At 46.1% G+C, this 22,715-nt stretch carries 24 protein-coding genes and 1 pseudogene; 13 read left to right on the top strand and 12 right to left on the bottom strand.

Annotation, left to right across the window (positions count from 1 at the left end):
* Positions 1-412: 412 nt before the first annotated feature.
* Together NDI44_RS09735 and NDI44_RS09740 are read left to right on the top strand one after the other, a co-directional pair.
* A complete protein-coding gene (locus NDI44_RS09735; RefSeq protein ID WP_190415263.1) occupies positions 413-1,336 on the top strand; it encodes a nucleoside hydrolase in 924 nt (307 codons plus the stop codon).
* Positions 1,337-1,445: 109 nt separating this feature from the next.
* Positions 1,446-3,074: an alkaline phosphatase D family protein gene (locus tag NDI44_RS09740; protein ID WP_190415265.1), complete on the top strand. Its 1,629-nt coding sequence runs from the start codon at positions 1,446-1,448 to the stop codon at positions 3,072-3,074.
* Between the two features lie 161 nt (positions 3,075-3,235).
* Here the strand turns inward: NDI44_RS09740 and NDI44_RS09745 are convergent, their stop codons facing one another.
* On the bottom strand, positions 3,236-3,580 hold the full coding sequence (locus NDI44_RS09745; protein ID WP_190415267.1) for a hypothetical protein: 345 nt from the start codon (positions 3,578-3,580) through the stop codon (positions 3,236-3,238).
* A 470-nt stretch (positions 3,581-4,050) separates the two neighbouring features.
* Here NDI44_RS09745 and NDI44_RS09750 point away from each other — a divergent pair, with 470 nt between their 5' ends.
* Entirely contained in the window at positions 4,051-5,094 is a 1,044-nt protein-coding gene (locus NDI44_RS09750) for a hypothetical protein (RefSeq protein ID WP_190415269.1), read from the top strand.
* 300 nt (positions 5,095-5,394) lie between these two features.
* Here NDI44_RS09750 and NDI44_RS09755 read toward each other — a convergent pair whose 3' ends face one another.
* The 3 genes from NDI44_RS09755 to NDI44_RS09765 all read right to left on the bottom strand — a co-directional run bounded on the left by NDI44_RS09755 (position 5,395) and on the right by NDI44_RS09765 (position 9,590).
* Complete coding sequence (locus NDI44_RS09755; protein WP_242037175.1) at positions 5,395-6,105, bottom strand: hypothetical protein; 711 nt, start codon at positions 6,103-6,105, stop codon at positions 5,395-5,397.
* Positions 6,106-6,232: 127 nt separating this feature from the next.
* Positions 6,233-7,117 carry a 16S rRNA (cytidine(1402)-2'-O)-methyltransferase gene (gene rsmI, locus NDI44_RS09760; RefSeq protein WP_190415271.1) on the bottom strand — a complete coding sequence of 295 codons (885 nt, stop codon included), beginning with the start codon at positions 7,115-7,117 and terminating at the stop codon, positions 6,233-6,235.
* A 64-nt stretch (positions 7,118-7,181) separates the two neighbouring features.
* Positions 7,182-9,590 carry an EAL domain-containing protein gene (locus tag NDI44_RS09765; RefSeq protein WP_242037176.1) on the bottom strand — a complete coding sequence of 803 codons (2,409 nt, stop codon included), beginning with the start codon at positions 9,588-9,590 and terminating at the stop codon, positions 7,182-7,184.
* A gap of 241 nt (positions 9,591-9,831) precedes the next feature.
* On the opposite strand from NDI44_RS09765, the gene NDI44_RS09770 reads away from it, so the two are divergent.
* From NDI44_RS09770 to NDI44_RS09780, 3 genes are all read left to right on the top strand, one after another.
* Positions 9,832-10,704 carry a sugar kinase gene (locus NDI44_RS09770; RefSeq protein ID WP_190415273.1) on the top strand — a complete coding sequence of 291 codons (873 nt, stop codon included), beginning with the start codon at positions 9,832-9,834 and terminating at the stop codon, positions 10,702-10,704.
* An 83-nt stretch (positions 10,705-10,787) separates the two neighbouring features.
* Complete coding sequence (locus NDI44_RS09775) at positions 10,788-11,258, top strand: hypothetical protein (protein WP_190415275.1); 471 nt, start codon at positions 10,788-10,790, stop codon at positions 11,256-11,258.
* Between the two features lies 1 nt (position 11,259).
* Positions 11,260-12,153 carry a 3'(2'),5'-bisphosphate nucleotidase CysQ gene (locus tag NDI44_RS09780; protein ID WP_190415277.1) on the top strand — a complete coding sequence of 298 codons (894 nt, stop codon included), beginning with the start codon at positions 11,260-11,262 and terminating at the stop codon, positions 12,151-12,153.
* 177 nt (positions 12,154-12,330) lie between these two features.
* Here NDI44_RS09780 and NDI44_RS09785 read toward each other — a convergent pair whose 3' ends face one another.
* The 4 genes from NDI44_RS09785 to NDI44_RS09800 form a co-directional block, all read right to left on the bottom strand.
* Complete coding sequence (locus tag NDI44_RS09785; RefSeq protein WP_190415279.1) at positions 12,331-12,564, bottom strand: Nif11-like leader peptide family natural product precursor; 234 nt, start codon at positions 12,562-12,564, stop codon at positions 12,331-12,333.
* A 281-nt stretch (positions 12,565-12,845) separates the two neighbouring features.
* Positions 12,846-13,733, bottom strand: a complete 888-nt coding sequence (locus NDI44_RS09790) for a hypothetical protein (protein ID WP_190415281.1) — start codon at positions 13,731-13,733, stop codon at positions 12,846-12,848.
* 109 nt (positions 13,734-13,842) lie between these two features.
* Positions 13,843-14,355: a hypothetical protein gene (locus tag NDI44_RS09795; protein WP_190415283.1), complete on the bottom strand. Its 513-nt coding sequence runs from the start codon at positions 14,353-14,355 to the stop codon at positions 13,843-13,845.
* Between the two features lie 287 nt (positions 14,356-14,642).
* Positions 14,643-15,287 carry a class I SAM-dependent methyltransferase gene (locus NDI44_RS09800; RefSeq protein ID WP_190415285.1) on the bottom strand — a complete coding sequence of 215 codons (645 nt, stop codon included), beginning with the start codon at positions 15,285-15,287 and terminating at the stop codon, positions 14,643-14,645.
* Between the two features lie 243 nt (positions 15,288-15,530).
* Between NDI44_RS09800 and NDI44_RS09805 the strand changes: the two genes are divergently transcribed.
* From NDI44_RS09805 to NDI44_RS09815, 3 genes and pseudogenes are all read left to right on the top strand, one after another.
* The gene (locus NDI44_RS09805; protein WP_190415287.1) at positions 15,531-15,998 is read left to right on the top strand and encodes a MarR family transcriptional regulator; all 468 of its coding nucleotides are present in this window, start codon (positions 15,531-15,533) and stop codon (positions 15,996-15,998) included.
* 297 nt (positions 15,999-16,295) lie between these two features.
* Complete coding sequence (locus NDI44_RS09810; RefSeq protein WP_190415289.1) at positions 16,296-17,561, top strand: MFS transporter; 1,266 nt, start codon at positions 16,296-16,298, stop codon at positions 17,559-17,561.
* Between the two features lie 169 nt (positions 17,562-17,730).
* Positions 17,731-17,868, top strand: a pseudogene (locus NDI44_RS09815) (EmrB/QacA family drug resistance transporter); the annotation flags it as partial.
* Here the strand turns inward: NDI44_RS09815 and NDI44_RS09820 are convergent.
* The 3 genes from NDI44_RS09820 to NDI44_RS09830 all read right to left on the bottom strand — a co-directional run bounded on the left by NDI44_RS09820 (position 17,868) and on the right by NDI44_RS09830 (position 20,909).
* Positions 17,868-20,306: a PAS domain-containing sensor histidine kinase gene (locus tag NDI44_RS09820; protein WP_190415290.1), complete on the bottom strand. Its 2,439-nt coding sequence runs from the start codon at positions 20,304-20,306 to the stop codon at positions 17,868-17,870. The pseudogene NDI44_RS09815 and the gene NDI44_RS09820 overlap by 1 nt on opposite strands.
* A 74-nt stretch (positions 20,307-20,380) precedes the next feature.
* Positions 20,381-20,734 (bottom strand): 4a-hydroxytetrahydrobiopterin dehydratase, encoded by a 354-nt coding sequence (locus tag NDI44_RS09825; protein ID WP_190415292.1) that lies wholly within the window; start codon positions 20,732-20,734, stop codon positions 20,381-20,383.
* A gap of 34 nt (positions 20,735-20,768) precedes the next feature.
* On the bottom strand, positions 20,769-20,909 hold the full coding sequence (locus tag NDI44_RS09830; protein WP_190415294.1) for a hypothetical protein: 141 nt from the start codon (positions 20,907-20,909) through the stop codon (positions 20,769-20,771).
* A 58-nt stretch (positions 20,910-20,967) separates the two neighbouring features.
* Between NDI44_RS09830 and NDI44_RS09835 the strand changes: the two genes are divergently transcribed.
* Together NDI44_RS09835 and NDI44_RS09840 are read left to right on the top strand one after the other, a co-directional pair.
* Complete coding sequence (locus NDI44_RS09835; RefSeq protein WP_199302350.1) at positions 20,968-21,270, top strand: hypothetical protein; 303 nt, start codon at positions 20,968-20,970, stop codon at positions 21,268-21,270.
* Positions 21,263-21,703 (top strand): PIN domain-containing protein, encoded by a 441-nt coding sequence (locus tag NDI44_RS09840; RefSeq protein ID WP_190415296.1) that lies wholly within the window; start codon positions 21,263-21,265, stop codon positions 21,701-21,703. Before NDI44_RS09835 ends, NDI44_RS09840 begins: the two co-directional genes overlap by 8 nt.
* 8 nt (positions 21,704-21,711) lie before the next feature.
* Here NDI44_RS09840 and NDI44_RS09845 read toward each other — a convergent pair whose 3' ends face one another.
* On the bottom strand, positions 21,712-21,855 hold the full coding sequence (locus NDI44_RS09845; protein ID WP_190415298.1) for a hypothetical protein: 144 nt from the start codon (positions 21,853-21,855) through the stop codon (positions 21,712-21,714).
* Between the two features lie 48 nt (positions 21,856-21,903).
* On the opposite strand from NDI44_RS09845, the gene NDI44_RS09850 reads away from it, so the two are divergent.
* Together NDI44_RS09850 and NDI44_RS09855 are read left to right on the top strand one after the other, a co-directional pair.
* A complete protein-coding gene (locus tag NDI44_RS09850; RefSeq protein ID WP_190415300.1) occupies positions 21,904-22,182 on the top strand; it encodes a hypothetical protein in 279 nt (92 codons plus the stop codon).
* A gap of 2 nt (positions 22,183-22,184) precedes the next feature.
* A complete protein-coding gene (locus NDI44_RS09855; protein WP_190415301.1) occupies positions 22,185-22,637 on the top strand; it encodes an HNH endonuclease signature motif containing protein in 453 nt (150 codons plus the stop codon).
* The last annotated feature ends 78 nt before the right edge of the window (positions 22,638-22,715 follow it).

The following is a 22,715-nucleotide window of genomic DNA, read 5'->3' on the forward strand; positions in this document are numbered from 1 at the left end:
GTCCCTACCCCAAACGTTCGCCAAGGAAATTCTCTGCGAACCTCTGCGATTTCCTTAGCGTACCTTTGCGTTTAAAAAAGTGTTGGCAGACATTGCCCACTCTACAATTCAACTATTTTGAAAATAGGCTATTTTGGCATAGCTTCATAAGAAGCTAAAAAGCCACTGGAAGTCAGCATTTATTCAACCCCTTATCTGCATCAGTATCGGCATCCTTGCGGGAATCAGCATATCCCCTGTAGTGCTGGCTCAAACAAGTGTTATCTCTGAGAATGGTGATAGATATTTGTTGTCTTACCCATGTGCAACAGAAGATGCGATCGCTATCTTTAACTCCACTTCAGAGGGGAGAATTAGCGAAGTTAGCACAATGCGTTGTATCTGATTCTGACTCTAATTCAGGCAGAGATTTATGTCCAAAAAACTGGTACTCATGGATCACGATGGCGGCGTTGATGATTATCTTGCCACGATGCTGCTGATGACAATGGATGACGTTCAGCCACTTGGCATCGTTGTGACGCCAGCAGATTGCTATGTTCAGCCAGCCGTGAGTGCTACGCGCAAGATTTTAGATTTGATGGGGCGTTCAGAAGTGCCAGTGGCAGAAAGTACGGTGCGCGGGATTAATCCATTTCCACGCCTATTTCGCCGCGATTCGTTTGTTGTCGATCATCTCCCAATTCTTAACGAACGAGAAACAATTCAGACACCGCTATTGCCAGAATCGGGTCAGAAATTTATGGCGCGATCGCTCCAATCTGCACCCTCACCCGTCACACTGATGGTAACTGGCCCTTTGACAACAGTAGCCACTGCACTGGATATGGCACCGGAGATTGAAGGGAAAATCGAGAAAATTGTTTGGATGGGAGGTGCGTTGAATGTTCCGGGTAACGTTAGCCGCGATATCGAACCAGGACAAGATGGTTCGGCTGAATGGAATGTCTACTGGGACCCCATCTCAGCAAATCGAGTTTGGCAAACATCAATCCCCATCGTACTTTGCCCATTAGACCTGACTAACAATGTGCCGGTGACTTCAGAAGTAGTGCGCCAATTAGGTAAACAGCGGCGTTATCCTATTTCCGATTTAGCAGGGCAATGTTATGCGCTGGTGATTCCTCAAGATTATTATTTTTGGGATATTTTAGCGACGGCTTACCTTGCTCATCCGGAGTTTTATGAAGTGCGAGAAGAGGAGACAATAATTGTGGCTACTGGCATCAGTCAAGGACGAACCAAAGTGGAACCAGGTGCGAGGAAAATTCGGGTGATGCAAAAGGTAGATAAGGAGCGATTCTACGATTACATTTTGCAGCAATGGGCGCGTTAAGGAAAATCATTCCAAGTTTCTGAAAGTAAATAAAAATAGAGGGTTTCCGGAACGGGGCTTTCCTAAAGAGAAGAAAAAATATATATCAGATTCTCGTTCGGAAATATCTATGTTTACCTCTATTGATTCGAGTCAATCTACCTTACCTAATGGCGTTGCCTCTGGGGATACGACGCAAACTTCAACCGTTTTGTGGACGCGCAGCACTGCCAAAGGGACAGTTTTCTTTGAATACTCAATTCACCCGAACTTCTGCACCATTCTTGGCACTGCCAGCGGCTTAGTTACCGATTCCAACCAACCTGTAAAGGTAGAGTTAACTAACTTAAAGCCTAGGACAACTTATTATTATCGAGTCACCGACGCTGCTGGAACGTGTGCTGGTGGTCAGTTCCGTACCGCCGCTGAGTTGGGGACTCCTGCTGGTTTGCGGTTCGGGGTGGCGGGGGACTGGCACGGCGATTTAGCACCCTACCCAGCGATCGCTAATGTACCAGAACGTCAACTAGAGTTCTTTGTTGCACATGGCGATACTGCTTATGCTGACCTGAAGACGCCGGATTTAGACAGACCCGCTTCTACCCTTGACGAGTTTCGTATCAAGTTCAACGAAGTTTATTCCGCCCGTTTGGGGTTAAATACATGGGCGGATCTTCGCGCCTCTACTTCCATCCTCGCTACAATTGATGACCACGAAGTTGATGATAATTTTGCAGGGGGCGCACCAGCATCATCTCATCGGAACGGGCGCTTCGGCACGGGTAGCGAGTTAATTAACAATACCGAACTGTTTAAAAATGCTCTACAAGCATTTCAGGAATATCATCCTCTACGCGATGAATTTTATGGAGAAACGCGCGAAGAACGCACGACAAATAAGCGCAAGCTTTATCGTTACAACACCTATGGCAGTGACGCGGCTGTTTTCATCCTAGATACCCGCTCTTTCCGCGATGCTAATTTGCCGCTTTCTTTTAACCCTACTAAAGAACAAGAAAAAGAGTTCCTAACTCGTTCTTTTGAGCCAAATCGCACGCTCTTAGGTCAAAAACAACTTACGGATTTGCAACGGGATTTGCTAGATGCCCAAAATAACTGCATTACCTGGAAGTTTATTTTGATTCCTGAACCCATCCAAAATTTGGGCATCCCCGTTGCCAACGATCGCTATGAAGGTTTTGCAGCAGAACGTACCCAATTGCTGCGTTTCATCAAGGAAAATTGTATCAATAATGTTGTATTTATCTCCGCTGATTTTCATGGCACAGCGGTGAACAATCTCACCTATCAAGAGTCTGCCGATGGGGTTCAGATCCCGGTTGATGCCTTTGACATTATGACGAGTCCGGTGGCATTCTATGAGCCGTTTGGGCCTACTAGCGTAAGATTTTCCAGCCTCACGTCAGAGGAAAAAGCTGCTTATGAGGCTCTGCCAACTATCCACGAGAAGGATGAATTTGTCAAAAATTTAGTGGATGCCCGTCTTATCCCCTTCGGCTACAATCCTCTAGGGCTGGAAGGTTCGGGAATTGATACTACCCTGCTTAAAGGTAGCTATGTGGCGGCTCATGTCTATGGCTGGACTGAGTTTGAAGTAGATGCCTCCACGCAACAATTGCGCGTAATAACCTATGGAATTGAACCCTATTCCTTAGAGCAACTAACAGCAAATCCCAGCACTATTATCAGCCGGACGCCCATTATTATTAGTGAGTTTATCGTTAATTCCAAGAATTAGGAAATAAGCGCGATCGCTTTCAGCATCTTTTTTTTGGGACTCACTCACTAGCTAAACTCAAATCTTCTCAAAACGAATCATTACAGCAATATAAAACACTAGAGACGCGATTAATCGCGTCTCTACTCATAAATAGACGATTCGGTAACAAGCGGCTTAACTTAAAAAGTAATTCTTCCCTCATTGAGCAATTTGTAGCCGCCAGCCAAAGCAGCAAATCCGACAAAGAAGTTCCAGAGGCTAGTTTGTCTTAAAATTACGCCACCGCTCATAAAAACTAGCACAATTCCTAAACCCAACAAAAATGCCCCAAAGGTGCCCGTTTCTCTTCTAAAAAACATCAGACAAATCACACCGCCCATAATGGCTAAAACGGAACCCATTGCCGGTAAGTTCCGCCAATAGTAAGGGAAGTAGTGACTAGCAAAAATAATATTTTTACCTAAAAAGTAAACTCCAGCCAGAAGCAGGATGAATCCTATTAATTTGATGAAGAGTCTAGTCATAATTTTGGCTATGGTTTCTAACTAAAGTTATTGTATGCAGCTGAGTCAGTACCGCAACCCTTAGTTTTACCGAACTCTTATCTCAGGTTGTAACTTCCGGTAGAGGAAATTACTTAAATGTAACACTACAGAATAGCTAGCCAGAGTGAAGAAAGCGTGTAGAACCCTCCGCTGGACAAATAAATCAGCAAATTTATGAGAATCGTTGATTTAAGTTAACATTCGTAAATATTTGTTCTCCGATTGTCAGAAATCAGTAAAAATACTGAATACTCAATCTTAATTAAAGAATTTGTATAACTTTTGTAAAAAGTTGGTAAAATACAAAACCATTTTCAAGTTTTGTATTTTTGGCAACAGACCCGGATAACCCTACTGTGTGTTAGCTTGATTTTTCCAGATTGAGAAACCTTGGCTGAATTGCCTTGGATGGCTAAATTTCCCTTTTTTTAACAATTTTGGATTTTGTGATGACTCCCTCATTAGCATCTGCTCCGGCTAAAGTTCAGTCTCCTCACGTTGCAATCCGCAACTCATCAAAATCGAATGTTCATTCTCTGGCAGCACTGTGGGCACGAAAATACTATCGTGCAGTTACAGTGGACTATGATACCGAGCATCTAAGACAAAATGAATTTTTAAAAGAAGTAACGTCCAAGGAAGGTCGAGCTTGCACAGCGAACAAGCTAATGCAAAACCTGACTTTGGCGAGTGCTAGAGCCTGGACTAAGACAGAAACGCTGTTATCGGAAGAGATTCGGCGTCATGGCATCAACCCAGACTTAATCAATCCATTAGAAATTGCTGCCGATACTCGCTACTTATTTCAAAAAGTTTTGAATGGTTATGCTGAGCGAGCTACAGCACAACGGGTGTCAGTGATTGCAGGTAGTGACTTTGGGCAGGTACGCGACAAATACACTAACGTCGATCCCCGTGCCATCGGCTTTGTAAGTATGCAGTTTCATTACACAGGTCAGATGTTACTGGAGTGGCTTTCGCCGCCAGAGAAAGCGCTGTGGATGCCGTACTTAAAAATGATGGACGATCATATGTATATGCCGCTACGAGCTGCCTACTCAGCAGCGGCTAACTATAATTATGATTCTCCAGTTTTAGCCGCAGTTCAGCATCTTCTACCGATTAGTAGCAAAATTGCCGAAACGGTTTGTAATCAGGTTTGCCGCCTACATTCCAACCATCGCACTTACAGCGGATCTTTGAGCGAAGCAGTCGTCAGAACCGCTAGCATTCGCGATGCTGAGATGTTTCAGGTTTATCTTTGTTTATGCGTTTTGGAACATGATATCTGCTCCGTACAGCGAGAACTGTTTCCTTTATGCGTGATGTTATATCCTCGCTTAAATGTGAGCTGGAGATTGGTGCAAGATATGCTTCAGGCAATGGGTTGGGCAATGCACTCCCATCTGAGCGCTGATGATATGGCAATCTTGTTACCTTATTTACGGACGATGACGGAAATGTTTTCTTTGGAAGTGTTTCAGGGCGGCTGAGGTGATGAGTAATTAGTGAGTAGTCATTCGTTAAGAATGACTACTCATAACCTTCTAAGCTTTCCGAAAAGCTTATGTATTACCGATAAGTTTCACAATCCTTTAGCTGCAACCCTACCAGATTTCAAGAGATGTGGGTCATGCATAGATTGAAAAGCGATGAGGGAGAATATCGATACCCTTTCGCCTAAAGGTCGCCACAAATAAATTTTTGGAAGTGCCTACTGGCAGAGATGGAATAACCCTAAGGAGTTCACAATTTGGATTGCGAACTCGAAAATCTAAAACGCAGTTCCTTTATCAATTCACTTCAACTGAGCGAATAGAGGCAGCGTCTTTAAATTGCTTTGTCTCAGACAATCCGCCCGATCCTGATTTTGAAGAATAAACTCCTATCAAGCTTGCATCATTAGCATTTCCAAGACGGAAGGAGATACTCTTAGCTGGTTGATTAGCAAACCGGACGTATTCTCTGCCTTCATTGTCAAGGTTGTAAGACAAGGTGGCGTCTCCGTAGGCTGCCTCTGCTTGTTTGAGAGAGGTTCCGGGACCGACTCCTTTTTCAGTTTTATAGTTAGAATTTTCGGTTACTAAAGCATCGATTTTGGCCGAATCAGCTAAGGGGTTCCCGGCTGGGTAGAGGATGTAATATTGCACCTTTCCATTTTGGCTGACAGCGATCGCATCAAAATCCACGATGTAAGGCGACTGCACCTTAAATTCAGCTTTTGAACCCAGCTCTTTTTTGAGTTCGCCTAAAGTCATTCCCAGCTTAGCAGGGCCAATCCCTGTGGCTGAAATTTTCTGGTTTTCAGAAATTGTTTCCGAGACTGGGCTAGGACTTGGAGATTCCGTAGCCGGGGTGGGACTAGGCGACCCTTGCACTGTCTGGGGTGTCGCTGTGCTGGTAGGTGAAACGGATGCTTGTGGAGTTGGCGGCGTCGCCGTGCTACAACCCACGAGTGTCATGAGCAAAAGCAAGGAACTAGACAGAAAAAATCGAGCTTTCACGGGCTAAACCTAACGCAATTATGTATCGAGTCTGTTATTGAGATGAGGTAATGAGTAATTGTCATTTGTCCTTAGTCCTTAGTGCTTATGTTGCTACTAACTAAGCACTAAAGGCTAATAACTAATTTTAGGGTTCATCTACTTCTTTCTCCTCAGTTAGAGCTTCAGCCGGAATTTCTAGCGCTAACTGATAGAGGTGGCGGCGGGAAAAAGAGGTGGCTTTTGCTAACTGGCGACTGGCTTGCGATCGCGAGATTCCTGCTTGCAGGAGATGTTGTAACTCGGCTTTTAGCGCCTCTTCCGACAGCATTGGCATCGTTAACTCGGCACCGGCAACGACGAGGGTAAATTCTCCTTGGGGTTCGCGGGTGGCATAGCGATCGCTTCCTTCCCTAATGGTGCCCCGCCAAAATTCCTCGTGCAACTTGGTTAACTCCCGCGCCAGTACAATTTGGCGGCTGAGTCCCAATACAGCCCCTAAGTCTTGCAGCGTTTGTCGTAACCGATGAGGAGCTTCGTAAAATACAATCGTGCGGTTTTCGCTTTGTAAAGCTTCCAAACGTTCTTGCCGTTCTTGACCTTTTGCGGGTAAAAAGCCTTCAAACACAAATTTGTCTGGGGGGAGTCCGGCGGCACTTAAGGCAGTCGTGACAGCCGTACAACCGGGGATGGGAACGACGGAAATGGCTGCTTCGATACAAGCTTTTACCAGTTCGTAGCCCGGATCGGAGATTCCCGGCATCCCGGCATCAGTGACAAGCGCGATCGCTTTCCCGATTTTGAGTTGTTCCAACAACTCTGGAATCCGCTGCTGCTGGTTGTGTTCGTGGTAACTCCACTGGGGAGTTTTAATTTGAAAGTGCTGCAACAGCTTCCCCGTGTGGCGCGTATCCTCGGCTGCGATCGCGTCCACCGTTTGCAAAATTCGCACTGCCCGAAAGGTCATATCTTCCAGGTTGCCTATCGGTGTCCCGACGATGTAAAGTGTCCCCAATTTTGGCTCAGTTTGCATCAAATCAATTAAAAATTAACAAGTAAAATTAAAAAAGAACAATTTCCTTTTTAATTTTACATTTTTAATTGAATTCTAGTGGCTGGGGTTTGGCAATGACATAACCTTGGGCATAATCTATTCCTAAAAATTTTACCTTCTCTAAAATCGAGTCATTCGTGACAAACTCAGCAATTGTTTTCAGACCCATGACGTGCCCAACGCGGTTAATCGCTTCCACCAGTGCCAAATGAATTGGGTCATCAGCAATATCTTTTACAAAACTTCCATCAATTTTTAAGTAATCTAGTGGCAGATATTTGAGATAAGCAAACGAGGACATCCCGCTGCCAAAATCATCTAAAGCAAAACGACACCCTAAAGCTTTAACTTCCTTAATTAACCCTGAGACTTTACTCAAATTTGCAATCGCGACAGTTTCAGTAATCTCAAAGCAGATCATCTGTGGGGGGATTTTATAGACGGAAAACTGCTCTTTAAGGAATTCTATAAACTGGTCGTCATTAACGGTAGCACCAGAGAGATTGATAGTATACAGGGGAAAAGATGAAGGAGGAAGGATGTAGGGTGTTAGCGGAGGCGAAGTGGCAACATTGCTAGCACCAGCAACGAAGGAGTTGCGAATCCTTCCCCTAGGGTAAGATGCAAAATTCTGAAATTGGGGTTCTAAATTCTGAATTTCTGATTGGTGAAGCATCGCCAAGAAGGTACGGATCACCCAGCAGTCTATTGCAGGCATTAGGTTGTATCGCTCAGCGGCGGGGAGAAATGCCATTGGCGGGATCAACTCGCCTCTGTCATCCACGAAACGCAGCAGAACTTCGTAATGTTCGCCGGTGGTTAGTTCGGCATTCAAAGGGGCAATCGGTTGGTAGTACAAGCAGAATTGATTCTTGGCTGGTAACGTATTTTCAGGAGTAGCCAAAAGCTTCACAGACCCGCTTTGCGCGATCGCTTGATTCAATCGGCTCAACCATTGCACTTCATTGTGCTGCTGCGCCAGTTTTTGATCGTCAGCTTGGTAGACATACACGCGATTTCGTCCCCGATTTTTAGCTTCATAGCAAGCTGCATCGGCAGCACTAACAACGCCCGACAAACTGGAAGAATTGGCGTCAAATGTCACGACACCAATACTGACACCGACCGTAAAAGTTTTATCTTGCCATGCAAATCGAAACTCCTGAATGGTCTCTAGGAGCGAATGAGCAACTCGCAGTGCTTCATCTGTGGGACATTGGTACAGCAGCACGGCGAATTCATCACCGCCTAATCGTGCCAGAACATCAGTTCTACGCACTCTGCTTTGCAACAAACTACTGATTTGACGCAACAATTCATCGCCAGCAACATGACCGCAAGTATCGTTAACAATCTTGAACCGATCGAGATCCAGATAGCAAAGCGTGTGTTCTTGGTTTTGCATTCTGGTATTTGACACCGCTTCTTGCAAACGTTGCTCAAATTCGTAACGGTTGGCGATTCCCGTCAGTGGATCGTGGTTTGCTTGCCAGGAGAGTTTTTCGTTGACTTTGGTGAGTTCGGCAGTTCGTTCTCCCACCACTTTTTCTAGATGTTCTTGGTACTGTTTGAGTGCTGCCTCTGCTTTCTTGCGGGCAGTGATATCTTCCACCAGGCGAATGCCAAATTGCGGTTTGCCCTCAGCGTCCCGCACTTGGGAAACAGTGATGTTGCACCACAACATCTGCCCATTTTTTCCCAGGTAACGCTGCTCCATTTGATAGCAATCGCGACCCCAAATCAGATGTCCATCCTTTCCTAGATAACGCTTCGCCATTTGAGAATAGTCATATTTTCCGGCGAGTAAGTTAATGTAACGATCCCAACCCACTTCGTTCGGAGTGGTATCTTCTTGAATATATCCTCCTGGCAAATTATCCTCTTTGCAACCCAGCATCCGTTGGAGTGCCGGATTCGTTGTCACGACATGACCTTCCATGTCTACGATCGCGATTCCCATGCCTGCTCCCTCAAAAATTGAGCGAAAGCGAGCTTCGCTATGCCGCAATGCTGCTTCTGCTTGCTGGCGTTCGATGACTTCCTGACTGAGTTTTTGGTTCGTTGCTTCTAGTTGTGCCTGACTGGGGATTGCCAGTGCTTTGGGAATCAAACGAATCAGTTCGACAGCTGTGTAACCGGAAATGATAGCGGTAATCACTTTGACGGCACCCGAAAGCCAATAAGCTGGATGCCAGAGCGTCCAGATTTCCATCAGGTGGGTCGTGCCACAGGAAACAATGAAAGCTCCAAACAGGAAAAATATCCTTCGGAAGGGCAAATCCTGTCGTTGGTGGATGAAATAGAGCAAGGCGAGGGAAATCGAGTAATAGGCGATCGCAATCAACGCATCTGCCACGATATGCAGCGAGACTAACCCTGGTTGCCAGAGATAGCCGCGCCCGTGGGGAATAAACCAATTTGGAGAGATTAAATTTTTTAAAAATTGCAGCATTAGTCGTGAATCCTTAAGGATTAGCGGTAGGTTTGATTAATCTGCAAGGATGTTCAACAAAGGTTCCCGCTACTTTTAGGATGCCCAAAAAATTTGCTGCATTTCACAATTAATTGGCTTTCTAGATAAACTTTTGAGTTAATTTTTATGTGTTAATCGTTGTCGGTAATAATTTTAGCAACTAGCATTTAACCCACTTGTCCGTAGAGAATTGGGTCAGTCGGAACAGGAAAAATAATCAATGGCTTTTCAGGGACTTTTTGTAGGATTAGTTACCTTAGACCTGGTGTATTTAACGACGGGTCTACCCGAACAAAATCAGAAAATTGTTGCATCTGACTATACGGTGGCGGCAGGAGGCCCTGCGACCAATGCAGCCGTGACTTTTAGTTATTTGGGCAATCGAGCAAGCCTTTTGGGTATAGTTGGTATTCATCCAATTAATTGCCTGATCCGGACTGATTTGGACAGTCACTCAGTGACGCTGATAGACCTGTCACCTAGCCAATCTGAACCTCCGCCGATTTCTTCTATTATCACGACTCAGGCAACAGGCGATCGCGCGGCGATCTCGATCAATGCGACGAAAACACAAGTTAGCGGTGAATGTCTGCCCCTCAATATTTTACAGGAAATTGATATTGTACTCATTGATGGGCACCAAATGGCAGCTGGCGAGAAAATTGCCCGATTAGCTAAAGAAAATCAGATCCCTGTTGTCATAGATGGCGGCAGTTGGAAGCCTGGATTTGAAAGAATATTGCCCTTTGTAGATTACGCCATTTGTTCGGAAAATTTTCATCCCCCAAGTTGCGATCGCGCACAGCAGGAAGTTCTTTCTTATCTATCCGCACTAGGGATTCCTCACATCGCTATCACTGGCGGAGAGAAACCTATCCAATATCTTTCGCAGGGTACAAGCGGATCGATAGAAGTTCCCCAAATAAATCCCGTTGATACGATGGGTGCTGGGGACATTTTTCATGGTGCCTTTTGTAACTATATCCTACGGAAAAGTTTTGCCGATGCGATCGCATCGGCGGCAAAAATTGCCTCTCATTCCTGTCAATTTTTTGGCACTCGTCGATGGATGCAGAAAACAGCACCAAAGTAATCAGAATTAACCAATCTTAAACTTGGGAGAGGGAACCGGCAGCATATAATAAATCAACTGGCTTAGGACAGAAATTCTCAGAAATGGAAAGCACTTATCAAAAAAGCGGTTTGACCCGCAGACAACATCTTTGGATTGCTGGTAGCCTTTGGACGCTAGTCGGATTAGGGCTTTTTAGCATGGGGTTGGTATTCTGGTTTAAATTCCCTTATTTGGGATTGTTAGACGGACAACATTTGGGGTGGGGTGCAGCAGCTTTTAGTCTTGGTCTAATGAAGGGAAAATTGATTCTTGACCGCACTGCAAATCGCGTCATTAATCGAGTAGAAATGCTACAGGAACCAAACCCGTTTAAGAGTATTTTCCAAATGTTTGGAGGGAAAACGATTGCCTTAATTGTGGCAATGATGACCATTGGTATCGGATTACGTCGTGCGGGTGTTAGTTTTGAAGTGAGGGGTTTAATTTACATAGCGGTTGGCGCTGCGCTGCTGTGGAGTTGTCGCCGCTACTGGATAGCCTCCACCCAAGTGCCGACAGCCGAGGAAGCTTAAAGTGACAGTATTAAAATCGTTGGGCGAAAACCGATATGAGGGGCTAGAAGAAATTGTCGCGATCGCTCGAAGTGTAGGTTGGGGTGCCGCCGATATCCTCCAGTCTTACTATCGCGGCGATCGTAGCACCGATGATTTGGAAGTTGAAAACAAAAAAGATGGCCCAGTCACGGCAGCAGATGTCGCCGTCAACGAATACATCCTCTATAACTTGCAGGCGTCTCTCAACAGCCCGGATTTCGGATATTTAAGCGAAGAAACTTATAAATCTCAGACACCAGCAGTAGAGCAACCTTGGGTTTGGATCGTTGACCCCCTCGATGGAACGCGAGACTTTATCGATCGGACGGGTGAATTTGCAATTCATATTGCCTTAACGCACCAAGGGCGTCCCATTCTGGCAGTGGTCGCGTTGCCAGAGGCAGGAAAATTGTATTACGCAACCAAAGGCGGCGGCACCTATATGGAAACTCGTGAAGGCCAACCCAAGCCAGTTCGCGTATCGGAACGCAACGCCCTTGAGGAACTCACCTTAGTCGTTAGCCGCACCCATCGAGATGAGCGCTTCAATCAGCTAGTGCAACACCTGCCGTTTAAAAATAAACACTATGTCGGCAGTGTCGGCTGCAAAATTGCCACCATCATCGACCACCAAGCAGACGTTTATATCTCTCTGTCTGGTAAATCTGCTCCCAAAGATTGGGATATGGCGGCTCCAGAGCTGATTTTGACGGAAGCAGGCGGACAATTCACCCACGCTGATGGCACTCCCCCCAAGTACAACCAGGGGGATGTGAATCAATGGGGTTGTCTGATTGGGAGTAATGGTCACTGTCACGACACGCTTTGCGCCCAAGCCTCAGAAATTCTGGCTCAATTGGACGCGCCCGCTTAGGTTGCACCGTGCGATCGCGTCTAAAATGCCATTAAAGCGCGATCGCGTTTCCCACCAGTAAAACCATGAATATTTCTTAGCACCATCATCAATTAAAAATTAGAAATTAAAAATGCCAAGTTTTTAATTTTGCATTTTTAATTGATGATTGAGTAGTTTTACTAAGAATCAATCAGATTATCTAGGAGTTAGGTGTCTCCGGGGGCCAATACCTGGATTGATAACGGCTGCCAACTCCTCCTCAGATAAATTCTCGATTTCATTATTCAGTTCTTGAACCGTGAAGTCATAGCCACGTTCACGGGCAATCTGGATGAAGGTTTCTGGGTTAGTGGTTGCTTTGAGTCTTGCTTGTAATGCTTGATCTTCTTTAACTGCTTTGAACAAACTGGCAGCGCTTTCCTGTGCCATGACCATACATCTCCATTAAATATGTGTGATTTAAATGCGTGATTCCGATGCACTAAAGATATTGAGATAGTGCATCGAGTCGGCATCACATCTGAGGTGAAACAAGTCTCTACCCCGCATGTCATGTCGGCTGAATCTAGTTACCTTTTAGGATAAAGATTTCTGTGATACAAGTCACAAAATATTGACAAAAATTAAAGCTGCCGGTATTTGCAGATACCGGCAGCTAAATACACTTGTGCTAATACATACCAGTGCTAATACATACCAGCACGAAGATTTTAAATTTCGGCGGAGGCGCGTTCAATCAAGCGACGAGCCAAGGTTTGAGTGCCTGTGTGTTCGTAATAGTTTGTTGTCACATCTAGAAAGGCACCCAGATAGTCCAACTTGTCACCGGAAACTTCCACAAAATTTTGCAGGTTACTGACAACTTTTTGTGGGGTTAAATTGTGAGAGGTTACAAAACCACTCATCCAGCCTTTAACTGAATCAAAGCTTTGACCGATAAAGTTGAGCTTACCTTCCGGACTGCCGCCAGGAATCAAATCGTTGACACGCTGGTATGTCTGATTTCCTTCTAACTCTGCGGGACTCGCTTGATTCAATCCGGAGGTAGCTTTGAGGAGGAAGTCAGAGCCAAGGGGAACTAAACCATCAAAGCTAATTAAAGCCACCATCCGCATCAAAGATTCGCCACTATAATCAGCTAAAGAGGCGACAAAATCTCCAATGCTGTCTCCTGGGATGCCGTTGATTTGGCAAAAGGCAACCAACTCAACCACCAATTTTATACACAAATCAATCGTTTGAGCTTTGTCCGCTTTAGGAGTGATGTTGTTTAAAAAACCGAAAAGCGGAATTTTTTCGCCTACTTTGTTCGCCAAGGCGGCTGTACCGAGAGCTTTATCTGCACTATCAACAGTTTGATAGAGCCACATGGCTCGCTGATATCCCTGCGATTTGTCGTTGTACAGATAGACGGCGCGTTCGCCAATTTGCTGAATTAACGCTTCGTCAGTTTCGCCAGTGACAGCACGAATTGTGTTGTCAAAGCCAACAATATTTTGCCATTGCCCTGGAACGACAAGATCAAGCGATCGCAAAGCCATCGTGGTGATGTTATTGGTTGGTAGCTCATCAACCAGTTCAAAAATCGATTTGCTCACAGTCGTAGTCTCCTTGTTTTTTCAGTCGTCATTCATCAGTAGTCAGCAGTAATCAGTCATAAGTCATAAATTGCAAACGAATGACTCATGACTGATTCCTCAGGACTACTTACTTTAGTCGAGACAGACCATTGAGATTAAATTTTTGCAGCCAAGCTTCGCGATCGCTCTGAGTAAAGGAAGCATCGCGGGATTGAATTTTGACTTGGTAGCGATCGCCTACTAAAACAGCAGTGCCATTACTCCCCTGGTTAACCGCTGGATAGCCAGCGATTGTTTTACTGCTGCTCTTAAATTTTGCTGCGGCTGCGGGGGTGCTAGTAGTATCAGAAATAGACAGCATGGCAACATCCTTGCCGTCTTTTTTCAACTTATACTCAGCAAAGCCTTTTTTCTCTTGAGCTGGTACAGTTTGGAAGCCACTGCTACTTTTTGGAAAGAATTTATTAAAGCTGCTTCCCTGTTCAGCCTGTTTAGCAACTGCTGGAGGAGCATTCCTTTGAGTGCTTTCCTTTTGCGCTTGGTCGTAACGAGAGGGAGTTTGGGTTGCACAAGAAGTTACTAGCAGCAACATCGAGAGCAACATCGCTGCGAAAATTCTCCGCCCATTTTGAAAAATCATTACCGCCTCCTGATAGCTTGAGGTTTCATTTTTATCACCATCTTCACATTTTTGGCATCTAGCTATGGAGAAACTTAAGCGATTCTCAAGAGGTTCACTCACTTAAGCCGTGACAAGTCTCAACCCCAATTCTTCTTCTCCCTACATTCTACTTGCGCGAGATTTTACATCAGAATTCCCCAAACCCTTTTTTCAGGGAGAGAGAGAAGTGAAGTGTAGCGCCAATCAAGCGGAGGGATTGGGTGCCTCGGAATCCCTGTGGAGAAAGGGGGAGGAGATTATGCCGCTTAAGCGCGGTGAGCAATGACAGCGTAGAAAGGATCTCCCCCACTGGCACCCATCCACTGTAGGAGCTTCGGCGCGGAGGATTGGTGAGTAATGACTTCTGGGGAGCTAAATCCGGGGACTGAGGTGAAGTAGCTTTTCACTAGCTCAACCCGGCTAGCTTCGGAACTATCCCGCCACGCAGCGATCGCTTTTTGATAGAACATCCGGTTGGAAAAGCTGATAATTGCGATTCCACCCGGCTTGAGGATGCGGTAAATTTCCGCAAATACAGCATCCGGATATTGCAGATACTGCACCGAGACGCAGTTGAGAACGGCGTCGAAATCTTCATTCGGTAGGGGTAGCTTCGGATTTTTGTTGATATCTTGAACAAAATAACGATCGAAGCGGGGATTTTTCGCCAGTTCCTCTTCGTTCAGTCCGTGTCCTTCGATGTGAGCAAATTTCATCTCCTCTGGTAGATGGGAAACCCAGCTACTCATCATGTCCAAGATGCGGGTATTCGGCTTCAAGCGATCGCGGTAGAGATCCGTCAGTTGTTGAATAAACCCTTCGTCTACGTGGGTCACAAAGCGCGGATAGGAGTAAAACTCCTTATCATCGGTATCATCTAACTTAGTGCGTTGATTCGGTCGCAGCATCATCACCTAAAATTGAAGCTATCTTTACATCACCAGTTTAGAAAAATTACGAACTGTAAAGATATGCCCGTAGGCTAAAGCCACACTCTTGAGCGTGACGGCTGTTCACTTTAACTTGGCATCCCTCTGCGCCCCCTTGGCGTTCTTTGCGTTAAAAAACCCTCTTTCAAATCCTGGCGGGGTTTCCCTTGCCAGCAACCGAGAAACAAAGCTAAATTAATATTACGCACGCTAAATAATTAACCAATGTCTTCTACATCTGCTGAGAGCAAGCCTTTTGAGCAATGGCACGAAGTAATGGCACCCTATAGTTTGGGCTACCGGATCAAACTGCTCTCCCAGGTGTTTAGCCGCAAGTTTCAGGAACGGCTGGAGCCTTTGGGACTGACTCCCTTTCACTGGGTTGTATTGTGCTGTTTGTGGGAAGAAGACGGCTTAGCCACTTGCAGTATTGGGGAAAAACTACAGCAAGTCGGAGGCACGATCACCGGGGTGCTAGATCGGATGGAAGAACGGGGGCTGATTCGTCGGGAACGCGACCTTCGCGATCGCCGGATTTGGCGCATTTGGTTGACGGAAGCAGGCAAGCAACTACAAGAAGTCCTACCGCCAATCGCGCTAGAAATTCGGGAACAGGCGATGAAAGGGATTCCGATGGCTGAACGCGAACATTTTTCTCAATTGGTAGATCAAGCGATCGCGAATCTCTCTTAAGGCTTGTAGAAGATAGCGACAATCTTCATCCGACTGGGTGAAGCACGGCATTAGGGATTCATCTAAAAATATTACGTATACGAAATAAATGCTGTTCACCAATGATTTCACAAATATTACATATACGGAATGACCGCTTATTAAATACTTTGCCGAGCAGGTAAAAACTGATAACAACAAACTGAACCAAGGACAGATGCCTCTCTAGAGGAACGTGTTGGTCCTCTAGCAACAGCCCAACAGACAGTAGATAGGCAATCAGAACTACCTACAAGCAACCCCTGAATTTCAAGATTTATGAAAAAAAACGCCATCAAGTTCATGCCAGTTTTACCGGCATTGAGATCGAGAAACTATCAGTTATTTTTTGCCGGTCAGGGGCTTTCGCTCGTTGGAACTTGGATGACGCAAATCGCCACGATTTGGCTAGTTTATAGTCTCACGAATTCAGCCTTATTACTGGGTATAGTTGGATTTGCAGGACAATTTCCCAGTTTTATACTGACTCCATTTGGTGGGGTTGTAGTCGATCGAGTCTCTCGTCATCGGCTCTTAGTCCTTACTCAAAGCCTCGCCATGCTCCAGTCGTTGGCGCTAGCTTTTGTAGCACTAACCGGAATCGTCCAAGTCTGGCATCTAATTGTTTTGAGTATATTTCAAGGAATCATTAACGCCTTTGATGCCCCCACTCGTCAAGCTTTCGTACCAGAAATTATCGAACGAAAAGATGATTTAGCGAATGCGATCGCGCTGAATTCTTCCATGTTTAATGGGGCGCGATTGATTGGTCCTGCCATTGGAGGGTTCCTTGTTGCCTCAGTTGGAGCAGGTTACTGTTTTTTAATTGATGGTCTCAGCTATATTGCCGTCATTACTGCTTTATTAGCAATGAAGGTAAAGCCCAGTAAAATAGCAGTCTCTCACGATCATCCTTGGCAAAGATTGAAAGAAGGATTTGTGTATACCTTTGGCTTTCCACCAATTCGTTCTATCATCTTGCTGCTAGCGTTAGTTAGTTTTATGGGAATGCAATATACCGTTCTCACACCAATATTTGCCACGCAAATTCTTCATGGGAATGCTGAAACTCTGGGCTTTCTGATGGCGGCGGCGGGAGTAGGAGCGTTAATTGGTGCAGTTCATTTAAGTACGCGGAAAAATGTTTTAGGCTTGGGCAGATTGATTGCTTATTCTCCGGCTTTCATGGGGATGGGATTGATTGGTTTTTCTTTGTCTCGCATGCTGGGACTTTCTTTACTAATGATGTTACTAGTTGGCTTGAGTTTTACTTTGCAATTTACATCTAGTAATACAGTTCTCCAAACGATTGTTGAGGATGATAAGCGTGGCAGGGTAATGAGCATCTACACGATGGCTTTTTTTGGCGTCGTTCCCTTAGGAAATTTATTTGCGGGTTCTTTAGCAAGTCAAATCGGCGCTCCCAATACGTTAATGATTGGGGGAATCTTTTGTATTCTCGGTTCTTTCGTATTTACAAAACAGCTTCCTGACATAAGACGCTTGGTTTGCCCTATTTATACGAAAATTGGCATTCTTCCCTAGCGATCATAAAAAGAGTGTGATTGAACCGCAAAGGCGCGAAGTAAGAAGGGAAGAAAGAAAGAAAAAAGAAAAGTTTATGAATGAATTCAAATGGCTATATTGGTTGGCAATCCTTCAATTTAATCTGGAGGAAACCAGTGGCGGAACCTGATGCAGTTCGGAAGCAACGCCGGCAACGCAGCAGCGACTGGAACAGTTGACTCAGTTTTTTGTCAGTCGCGGTGCCGATCTGAGTACCGCTCAAAATCAAGCGATCGCTACGATTACGAATACCGTCCGCCGAGAAGCTTATGTGATGGCTTTCAATTAGCTCCAAGTGAAGCGGAATGTCGCTCCAGTGCCCGCTGCGGACTCCACCCACACCCTTCCACCGCGACTTTCGACAATTTTCTTAACCACCGATAGACCGATGCCTGTTCCTTCAACTTTGTCCCTCGCTTCCAGTCTTTGGAAGATGCCCCAAATCTTCTGATGGTATTTGGGTTCGATTCCCTGCCCGTTATCAGCGACTGAGAACTCGTAGTATGTTCCCAGTTCCCGAACACCAACCTGAATGCACATATCCGAGCGATTTGCGTACTTGATGGCGTTGCCGATCAAGTTCATAAACACCTGCTGTAGGGGCACCCGTTCGGTTTGCAACGTCGGCATATTTGGTACAACAATCGCAACTTCGGGCGGTGGATCGAGCAGTTCGATGACTTCCGATAGCAAGGAGGACACATTCACCGCCTCTATCTGTTGTTGTACCCTACCCGCCCGCGAATATTGCAGAATGCCGTTAATTAAAGCTTCCATACGATGAACTCGTCCCCGCAATAAATTCAGATGTTCGCGGGAGTCTTCAGTCAGTTTATCTGCGAGGTCTTCTTCAATCCATTCTGAAAGCGTAGCGATCGCTCTTAAAGGTGCTTTCAAGTCATGAGATGCAATGTAAGCAAATTGGTCTAAATCCCGGTTACTGCGCTCTAGTGCTTGGGTCATTTGAACCAGTTCTTCCGCCTTCTTCTCAATTTCCTGACGCGATCGCACTTGTTCTGTCACTTCCACGGCGTGGGTCATAATGCCGTTGACTTTACCATTAGCATCTACTAAGGGTTGGTAGACAAAATTCCAAAAACTCTCTTCTAGAATGCCATCGCTGTTGCGGTCGAACATCGCCCGCATCTCATTGCCGACAAAAGGTTCGCCACTGGTATAAACCTGGTCTAACAACTCGAAAAAGCCTTGCCCTTGCAAGTCCCAGAACGCCTCGCGCACGGGTTTACCGACGATATCCCGCTTTTCCACAATCTGCATATACAGTGGGTTAACCGTTTCGGTGACATGGTTCGGGCCACGGGTGATGGCAATTGCCGCCGGTGCTTGCATGAAGACTCGCTGTAGTTCAGCACGCGCTGCTTGGGCTTCGGCTAAAGCGCGATCGCGAATCTCCCGCTCTTGCTTGCGTTCGCTGATGTCGCGAGAAACCCCTACAATCTCCACAACGTTGCCGTTGGTATCGAAAATTGGGGATTTAATCGTGTGAAAGAAGCGAGTTTCGCCGTCAGCGCGGACATTCGGCTCTTCCAGAACTTCGATTGGCTGACCTGTTGTGAAGACTTGCAGATCGTCTTGCAGGTACTGCTGAGTGTAATCGAGTTGATTGTAGGGGACATCCGTGATGCCGTGCAGCTGCTCAAGGGTCATTCCATAATATTCGCAGGCAGCTTTGTTGGCGTACACGACAACTGAGCCGGGAGCCTTGCAGAACACCATATCCTGCACGGAATCGAGAATCTGGGCATAGCGGTGTTCGCTCTGTTTAAGGGCTTCCTCGGCACTTTTGCGATCGCTAATATCGGTGTGAACGCCAATCCATTCCCGAATGCTGCCGTCCGCTTCAAATACGGGGACGGCGCGCACGCTCATATATTTATAAATACCGTCGGAACGCCGCAGACGATGCTCGATTTGGTAAAGGGTGCCATTGGCAACCGCATTCGACCACTCTTGCACGGTATGCGCTTGGTCATCTGGGTGAACGGCATTGAGCCACCCCCAGCCTTTTAGCTGTTCGTAGGATTGCCCGGTAAACGCACTCCAACCCGGCTGTGGAGTGACAAATTCTCCCTCAGCTTTGGTGTCCCAGATAATTTGAGCTGTGGCTTCCACAAGCGAACGGTAGCGTTCTTCACTCTTGCGGAGTGCTTCTTGCACCGTTTCCACCTCGATTCGTGCTGCCTGTTCGCGCAATAGAAGCTGAGTTTTTTCCTCAGCTTCCTTCTCCTTGGTGATATCGACCATTACGCCGCGCAGCAGCTTGGGGCAACCTTGTTCATCGCACACCACGCGCACCACATCTTTGAGCCAGACGAGGCGACCATCCGATGCGATCGCCCGATACTGGAATTCGTGGTCTCTAGCTTGATTGGTTGCACTCACGCAAAAATTAACGCACCAGTCGCGGTCTTCCGGATGCAGCAAACAATCCTGCCAAAACGTCGGCTCATCTAACCACTGACCGATCGGATAGCCAAGAATATCTTGAGCGCGATCGCTAACAAACGTGAATTTCCACGTCACGGCGTCCATTTCCCAGACAATCGCATCTAGTCCTTGCACTAGCTCGACAAAGCGCCGATGTGCCTCTGCTGCACTTCGTGCCGCTACTTCCTGCTCAGCCGCTTCGCTAATGCTAACAGCTAGCGCTGTTGTTGATGCTTCAGCGTCTCGCTGTGCCGCTTCTAACTCCGTCTCACTCATCCTCAAGTCTTCTTCTCAGTACGACCAGCTCAAGATGCCCGACTGTTTGCCCAGGCTCCAAACGTTTCAGCAGCTTACTTTTGAGTAAATTCCGGCGCAATCCGATCTGTCTTTGCCGCCATTATAAAATCGTTCCGGTGCAAACCAGAAATCGCGTGAGTCCACCAGCTCACCGTCACCTTACCCCACTCCGTCAGCAAAGCCGGGTGATGCCCTTCCGCTTCCGCTGCTTCGCCGACTTTATTAGTGAAAGCTAGCGCCGTCTGAAAATCTGCAAACTTGTAGGTGCGCTTGAGCCGCGATTCTCCCTCCTCTTCCACAATGTTCCAATCTGGAATCTCCGGCTTGAGTTCTGCAATGTCCGCCTCAGTTACGCGCGGTGCATCTTTATGACAGGCAATACACTTTTCTTGTGTCAGATTTGCCATATTTCCCTATTTTCGGCACTTAAGTTGTCCGATTTTACCCAAGTGTCTGTTTTCCCACGTCTGCCATAATGCGGATTTTGAGGGAAAGGATAAGTGGGAGCGATCGCGCCTGGGTTCGAGGAAGAGGAAGGGTGCGATCGCACTCTTCCACCTCCACAGCAAAACGCGATCGCATCTCCTCCAGCCAGCACTTGTAAAATAAGAAAATCTGATACCCATTACAGGTTAAAACCGTGACACCAAGTTCACAAGACACGGACGTAGAGATCAGAGAATTTCCGATTCGTTTGCGGGAAGGGGGGGAAATTACCGTTCCCCAGCTGGTGCAAGATAAGCTCAACTTAACCGAAGGAGATATGCTGACGCTGTTGCAAGTAGGCAATATAGTCTTGCTTACCCCCAAACAGCCCCAAGTTCCCCAACTAGCCGATAAAATCATAGCCCTCATGGAAGATGAAGGCGTAGGCTTGACTGAATTGCTAGAAGGAATACACGCAGAACGGGAAGCAATCTGGCAAAAGCAACAAGATGCGTAGAGTCTTTGCTGACTCAAGTATTTTAATTGCTGGAGCAGGGTCTCGCAGTGGAGCCAGCCGTGCTGTACTAACAATGGCTGAAATAGGCTTATTTAAGCTGGTCATCTCCCAGCAAGTATTAGATGAGTGCGAGCGCAACCTTCGCAAAAAATTACCCGCTGCCCAACCAATTTTTGCACAACTTCTGACTGCTATCGCTCCTGAAATTCGACATAACCCACCCTTACAAGAATCGGCTCAATGGACAGCTATTATCGAAGCAAAAGATGCACCAATTTTGGCTGCTGCTGTAGTGGCAAATGTTGATCGTCTGTTGAGTTTAAACACGAAAGATTTTACCCAGGAAGTCGCTGTACAGAGTAGGCTGATTATTCAGACTCCCGCCGATTTCATCCGAGAAATTCGCGCAATTGTAGAAAGGGGTTTACAGTAAACTCTCTCTTATGGGCGCAAGGATGCGATCGCACTCTTCTTTAACACCAAAAGCGCGATCGCATTCTTCCCAACACAACAAGCGCGATCGTATTCTCCCCAGCAGAAGAAACGCGAGCGATCGCATCTCTCAGCCTCGCCTCCAATTAACAAAGCTTACCGCTAGCTATAATCAAACCATCAAAGTGTTTTTGAATCCAAATGACAATACCTCTTCCTCCACAACTTCGTAGCCTACCCAATAGCCTGCCAGTAGAAGGTGCTGTCCGAATCGAACTGGAAGAAGGAGTACCTATTTTTCGGGCTTCAAGTTTTGTGCAAACTCGAATCGAAGAGTTATTGTCTAAACAAAAAGATTCCCCTCTTAGTAAAGCAGAAGAACAAGAACTTGATAGCTACGAAGAAATTGATGATTATCTGAGTTTTCTTAATCGCACTGTTCGGAATCTTTTTCTAGCTCAAAATCAAGGATATCTATAAATTTGCCTCCTCATCGTAAAATAAGCGAAGTTGTTCGGCAGCAGGTACGTCAGCGAGCCAGTAGTTTGTGCGAATATTGTCACGCATCAGAACAATGGCAATACGTGCAATTCACAGTAGATCATGTAATTCCAATTGCTCAAGGCGGAGTGGATACTATCGAAAACTTGGCTTTAGCTTGTTTCCATTGCAATCGAAGAAAAGCCGATAAAATAACAGCGATAGATCCTCAGTTTGATGCACAAGTTCTGCTGTTTAACCCCAGACAAGATATCTGGAAGGAGCATTTCATTTGGTCTGGTGATGTACTCTCAATCGTTGGTATAACACCCACTGGTAGGGCTACAGTCGTTGCATTAGGATTAAATCGCGAATGGGTTATAAATATTCGTGCCGCCGATCGAGCAATTGGGCGGCATCCACCAATAGGCGATCCAATTCAGCAAGCTGAGTAAATGATAAACGCGATCGCATCCTCCCCAACACAAAGCGCGATCGCTTGATTTTAATTTTTTCTTTAATCCGTTGATATC

The sequence above is a fragment of the Trichocoleus sp. DQ-A3 genome, assembly GCF_039961975.1.
Lineage (GTDB): Bacteria > Cyanobacteriota > Cyanobacteriia > Cyanobacteriales > FACHB-T130 > FACHB-T130.

Coding starts and splice junctions, on each gene's coding strand:
- NDI44_RS09735 (WP_190415263.1), top strand. CDS start 413: ATGTCCAAAAAACTGGTACTCATGGATCACGATGGCGGCGTTGATGAT.
- NDI44_RS09740 (WP_190415265.1), top strand. CDS start 1,446: ATGTTTACCTCTATTGATTCGAGTCAATCTACCTTACCTAATGGCGTT.
- NDI44_RS09745 (WP_190415267.1), bottom strand. CDS start 3,580: ATGACTAGACTCTTCATCAAATTAATAGGATTCATCCTGCTTCTGGCT.
- NDI44_RS09750 (WP_190415269.1), top strand. CDS start 4,051: ATGACTCCCTCATTAGCATCTGCTCCGGCTAAAGTTCAGTCTCCTCAC.
- rsmI (WP_190415271.1), bottom strand. CDS start 7,117: ATGCAAACTGAGCCAAAATTGGGGACACTTTACATCGTCGGGACACCG.
- NDI44_RS09765 (WP_242037176.1), bottom strand. CDS start 9,590: ATGCTGCAATTTTTAAAAAATTTAATCTCTCCAAATTGGTTTATTCCC.
- NDI44_RS09770 (WP_190415273.1), top strand. CDS start 9,832: ATGGCTTTTCAGGGACTTTTTGTAGGATTAGTTACCTTAGACCTGGTG.
- NDI44_RS09775 (WP_190415275.1), top strand. CDS start 10,788: ATGGAAAGCACTTATCAAAAAAGCGGTTTGACCCGCAGACAACATCTT.
- NDI44_RS09785 (WP_190415279.1), bottom strand. CDS start 12,564: ATGGCACAGGAAAGCGCTGCCAGTTTGTTCAAAGCAGTTAAAGAAGAT.
- NDI44_RS09795 (WP_190415283.1), bottom strand. CDS start 14,355: ATGATTTTTCAAAATGGGCGGAGAATTTTCGCAGCGATGTTGCTCTCG.
- NDI44_RS09800 (WP_190415285.1), bottom strand. CDS start 15,287: ATGATGCTGCGACCGAATCAACGCACTAAGTTAGATGATACCGATGAT.
- NDI44_RS09805 (WP_190415287.1), top strand. CDS start 15,531: ATGTCTTCTACATCTGCTGAGAGCAAGCCTTTTGAGCAATGGCACGAA.
- NDI44_RS09810 (WP_190415289.1), top strand. CDS start 16,296: ATGAAAAAAAACGCCATCAAGTTCATGCCAGTTTTACCGGCATTGAGA.
- NDI44_RS09820 (WP_190415290.1), bottom strand. CDS start 20,306: ATGAGTGAGACGGAGTTAGAAGCGGCACAGCGAGACGCTGAAGCATCA.
- NDI44_RS09825 (WP_190415292.1), bottom strand. CDS start 20,734: ATGGCAAATCTGACACAAGAAAAGTGTATTGCCTGTCATAAAGATGCA.
- NDI44_RS09830 (WP_190415294.1), bottom strand. CDS start 20,909: ATGCGATCGCGTTTTGCTGTGGAGGTGGAAGAGTGCGATCGCACCCTT.
- NDI44_RS09840 (WP_190415296.1), top strand. CDS start 21,263: ATGCGTAGAGTCTTTGCTGACTCAAGTATTTTAATTGCTGGAGCAGGG.
- NDI44_RS09850 (WP_190415300.1), top strand. CDS start 21,904: ATGACAATACCTCTTCCTCCACAACTTCGTAGCCTACCCAATAGCCTG.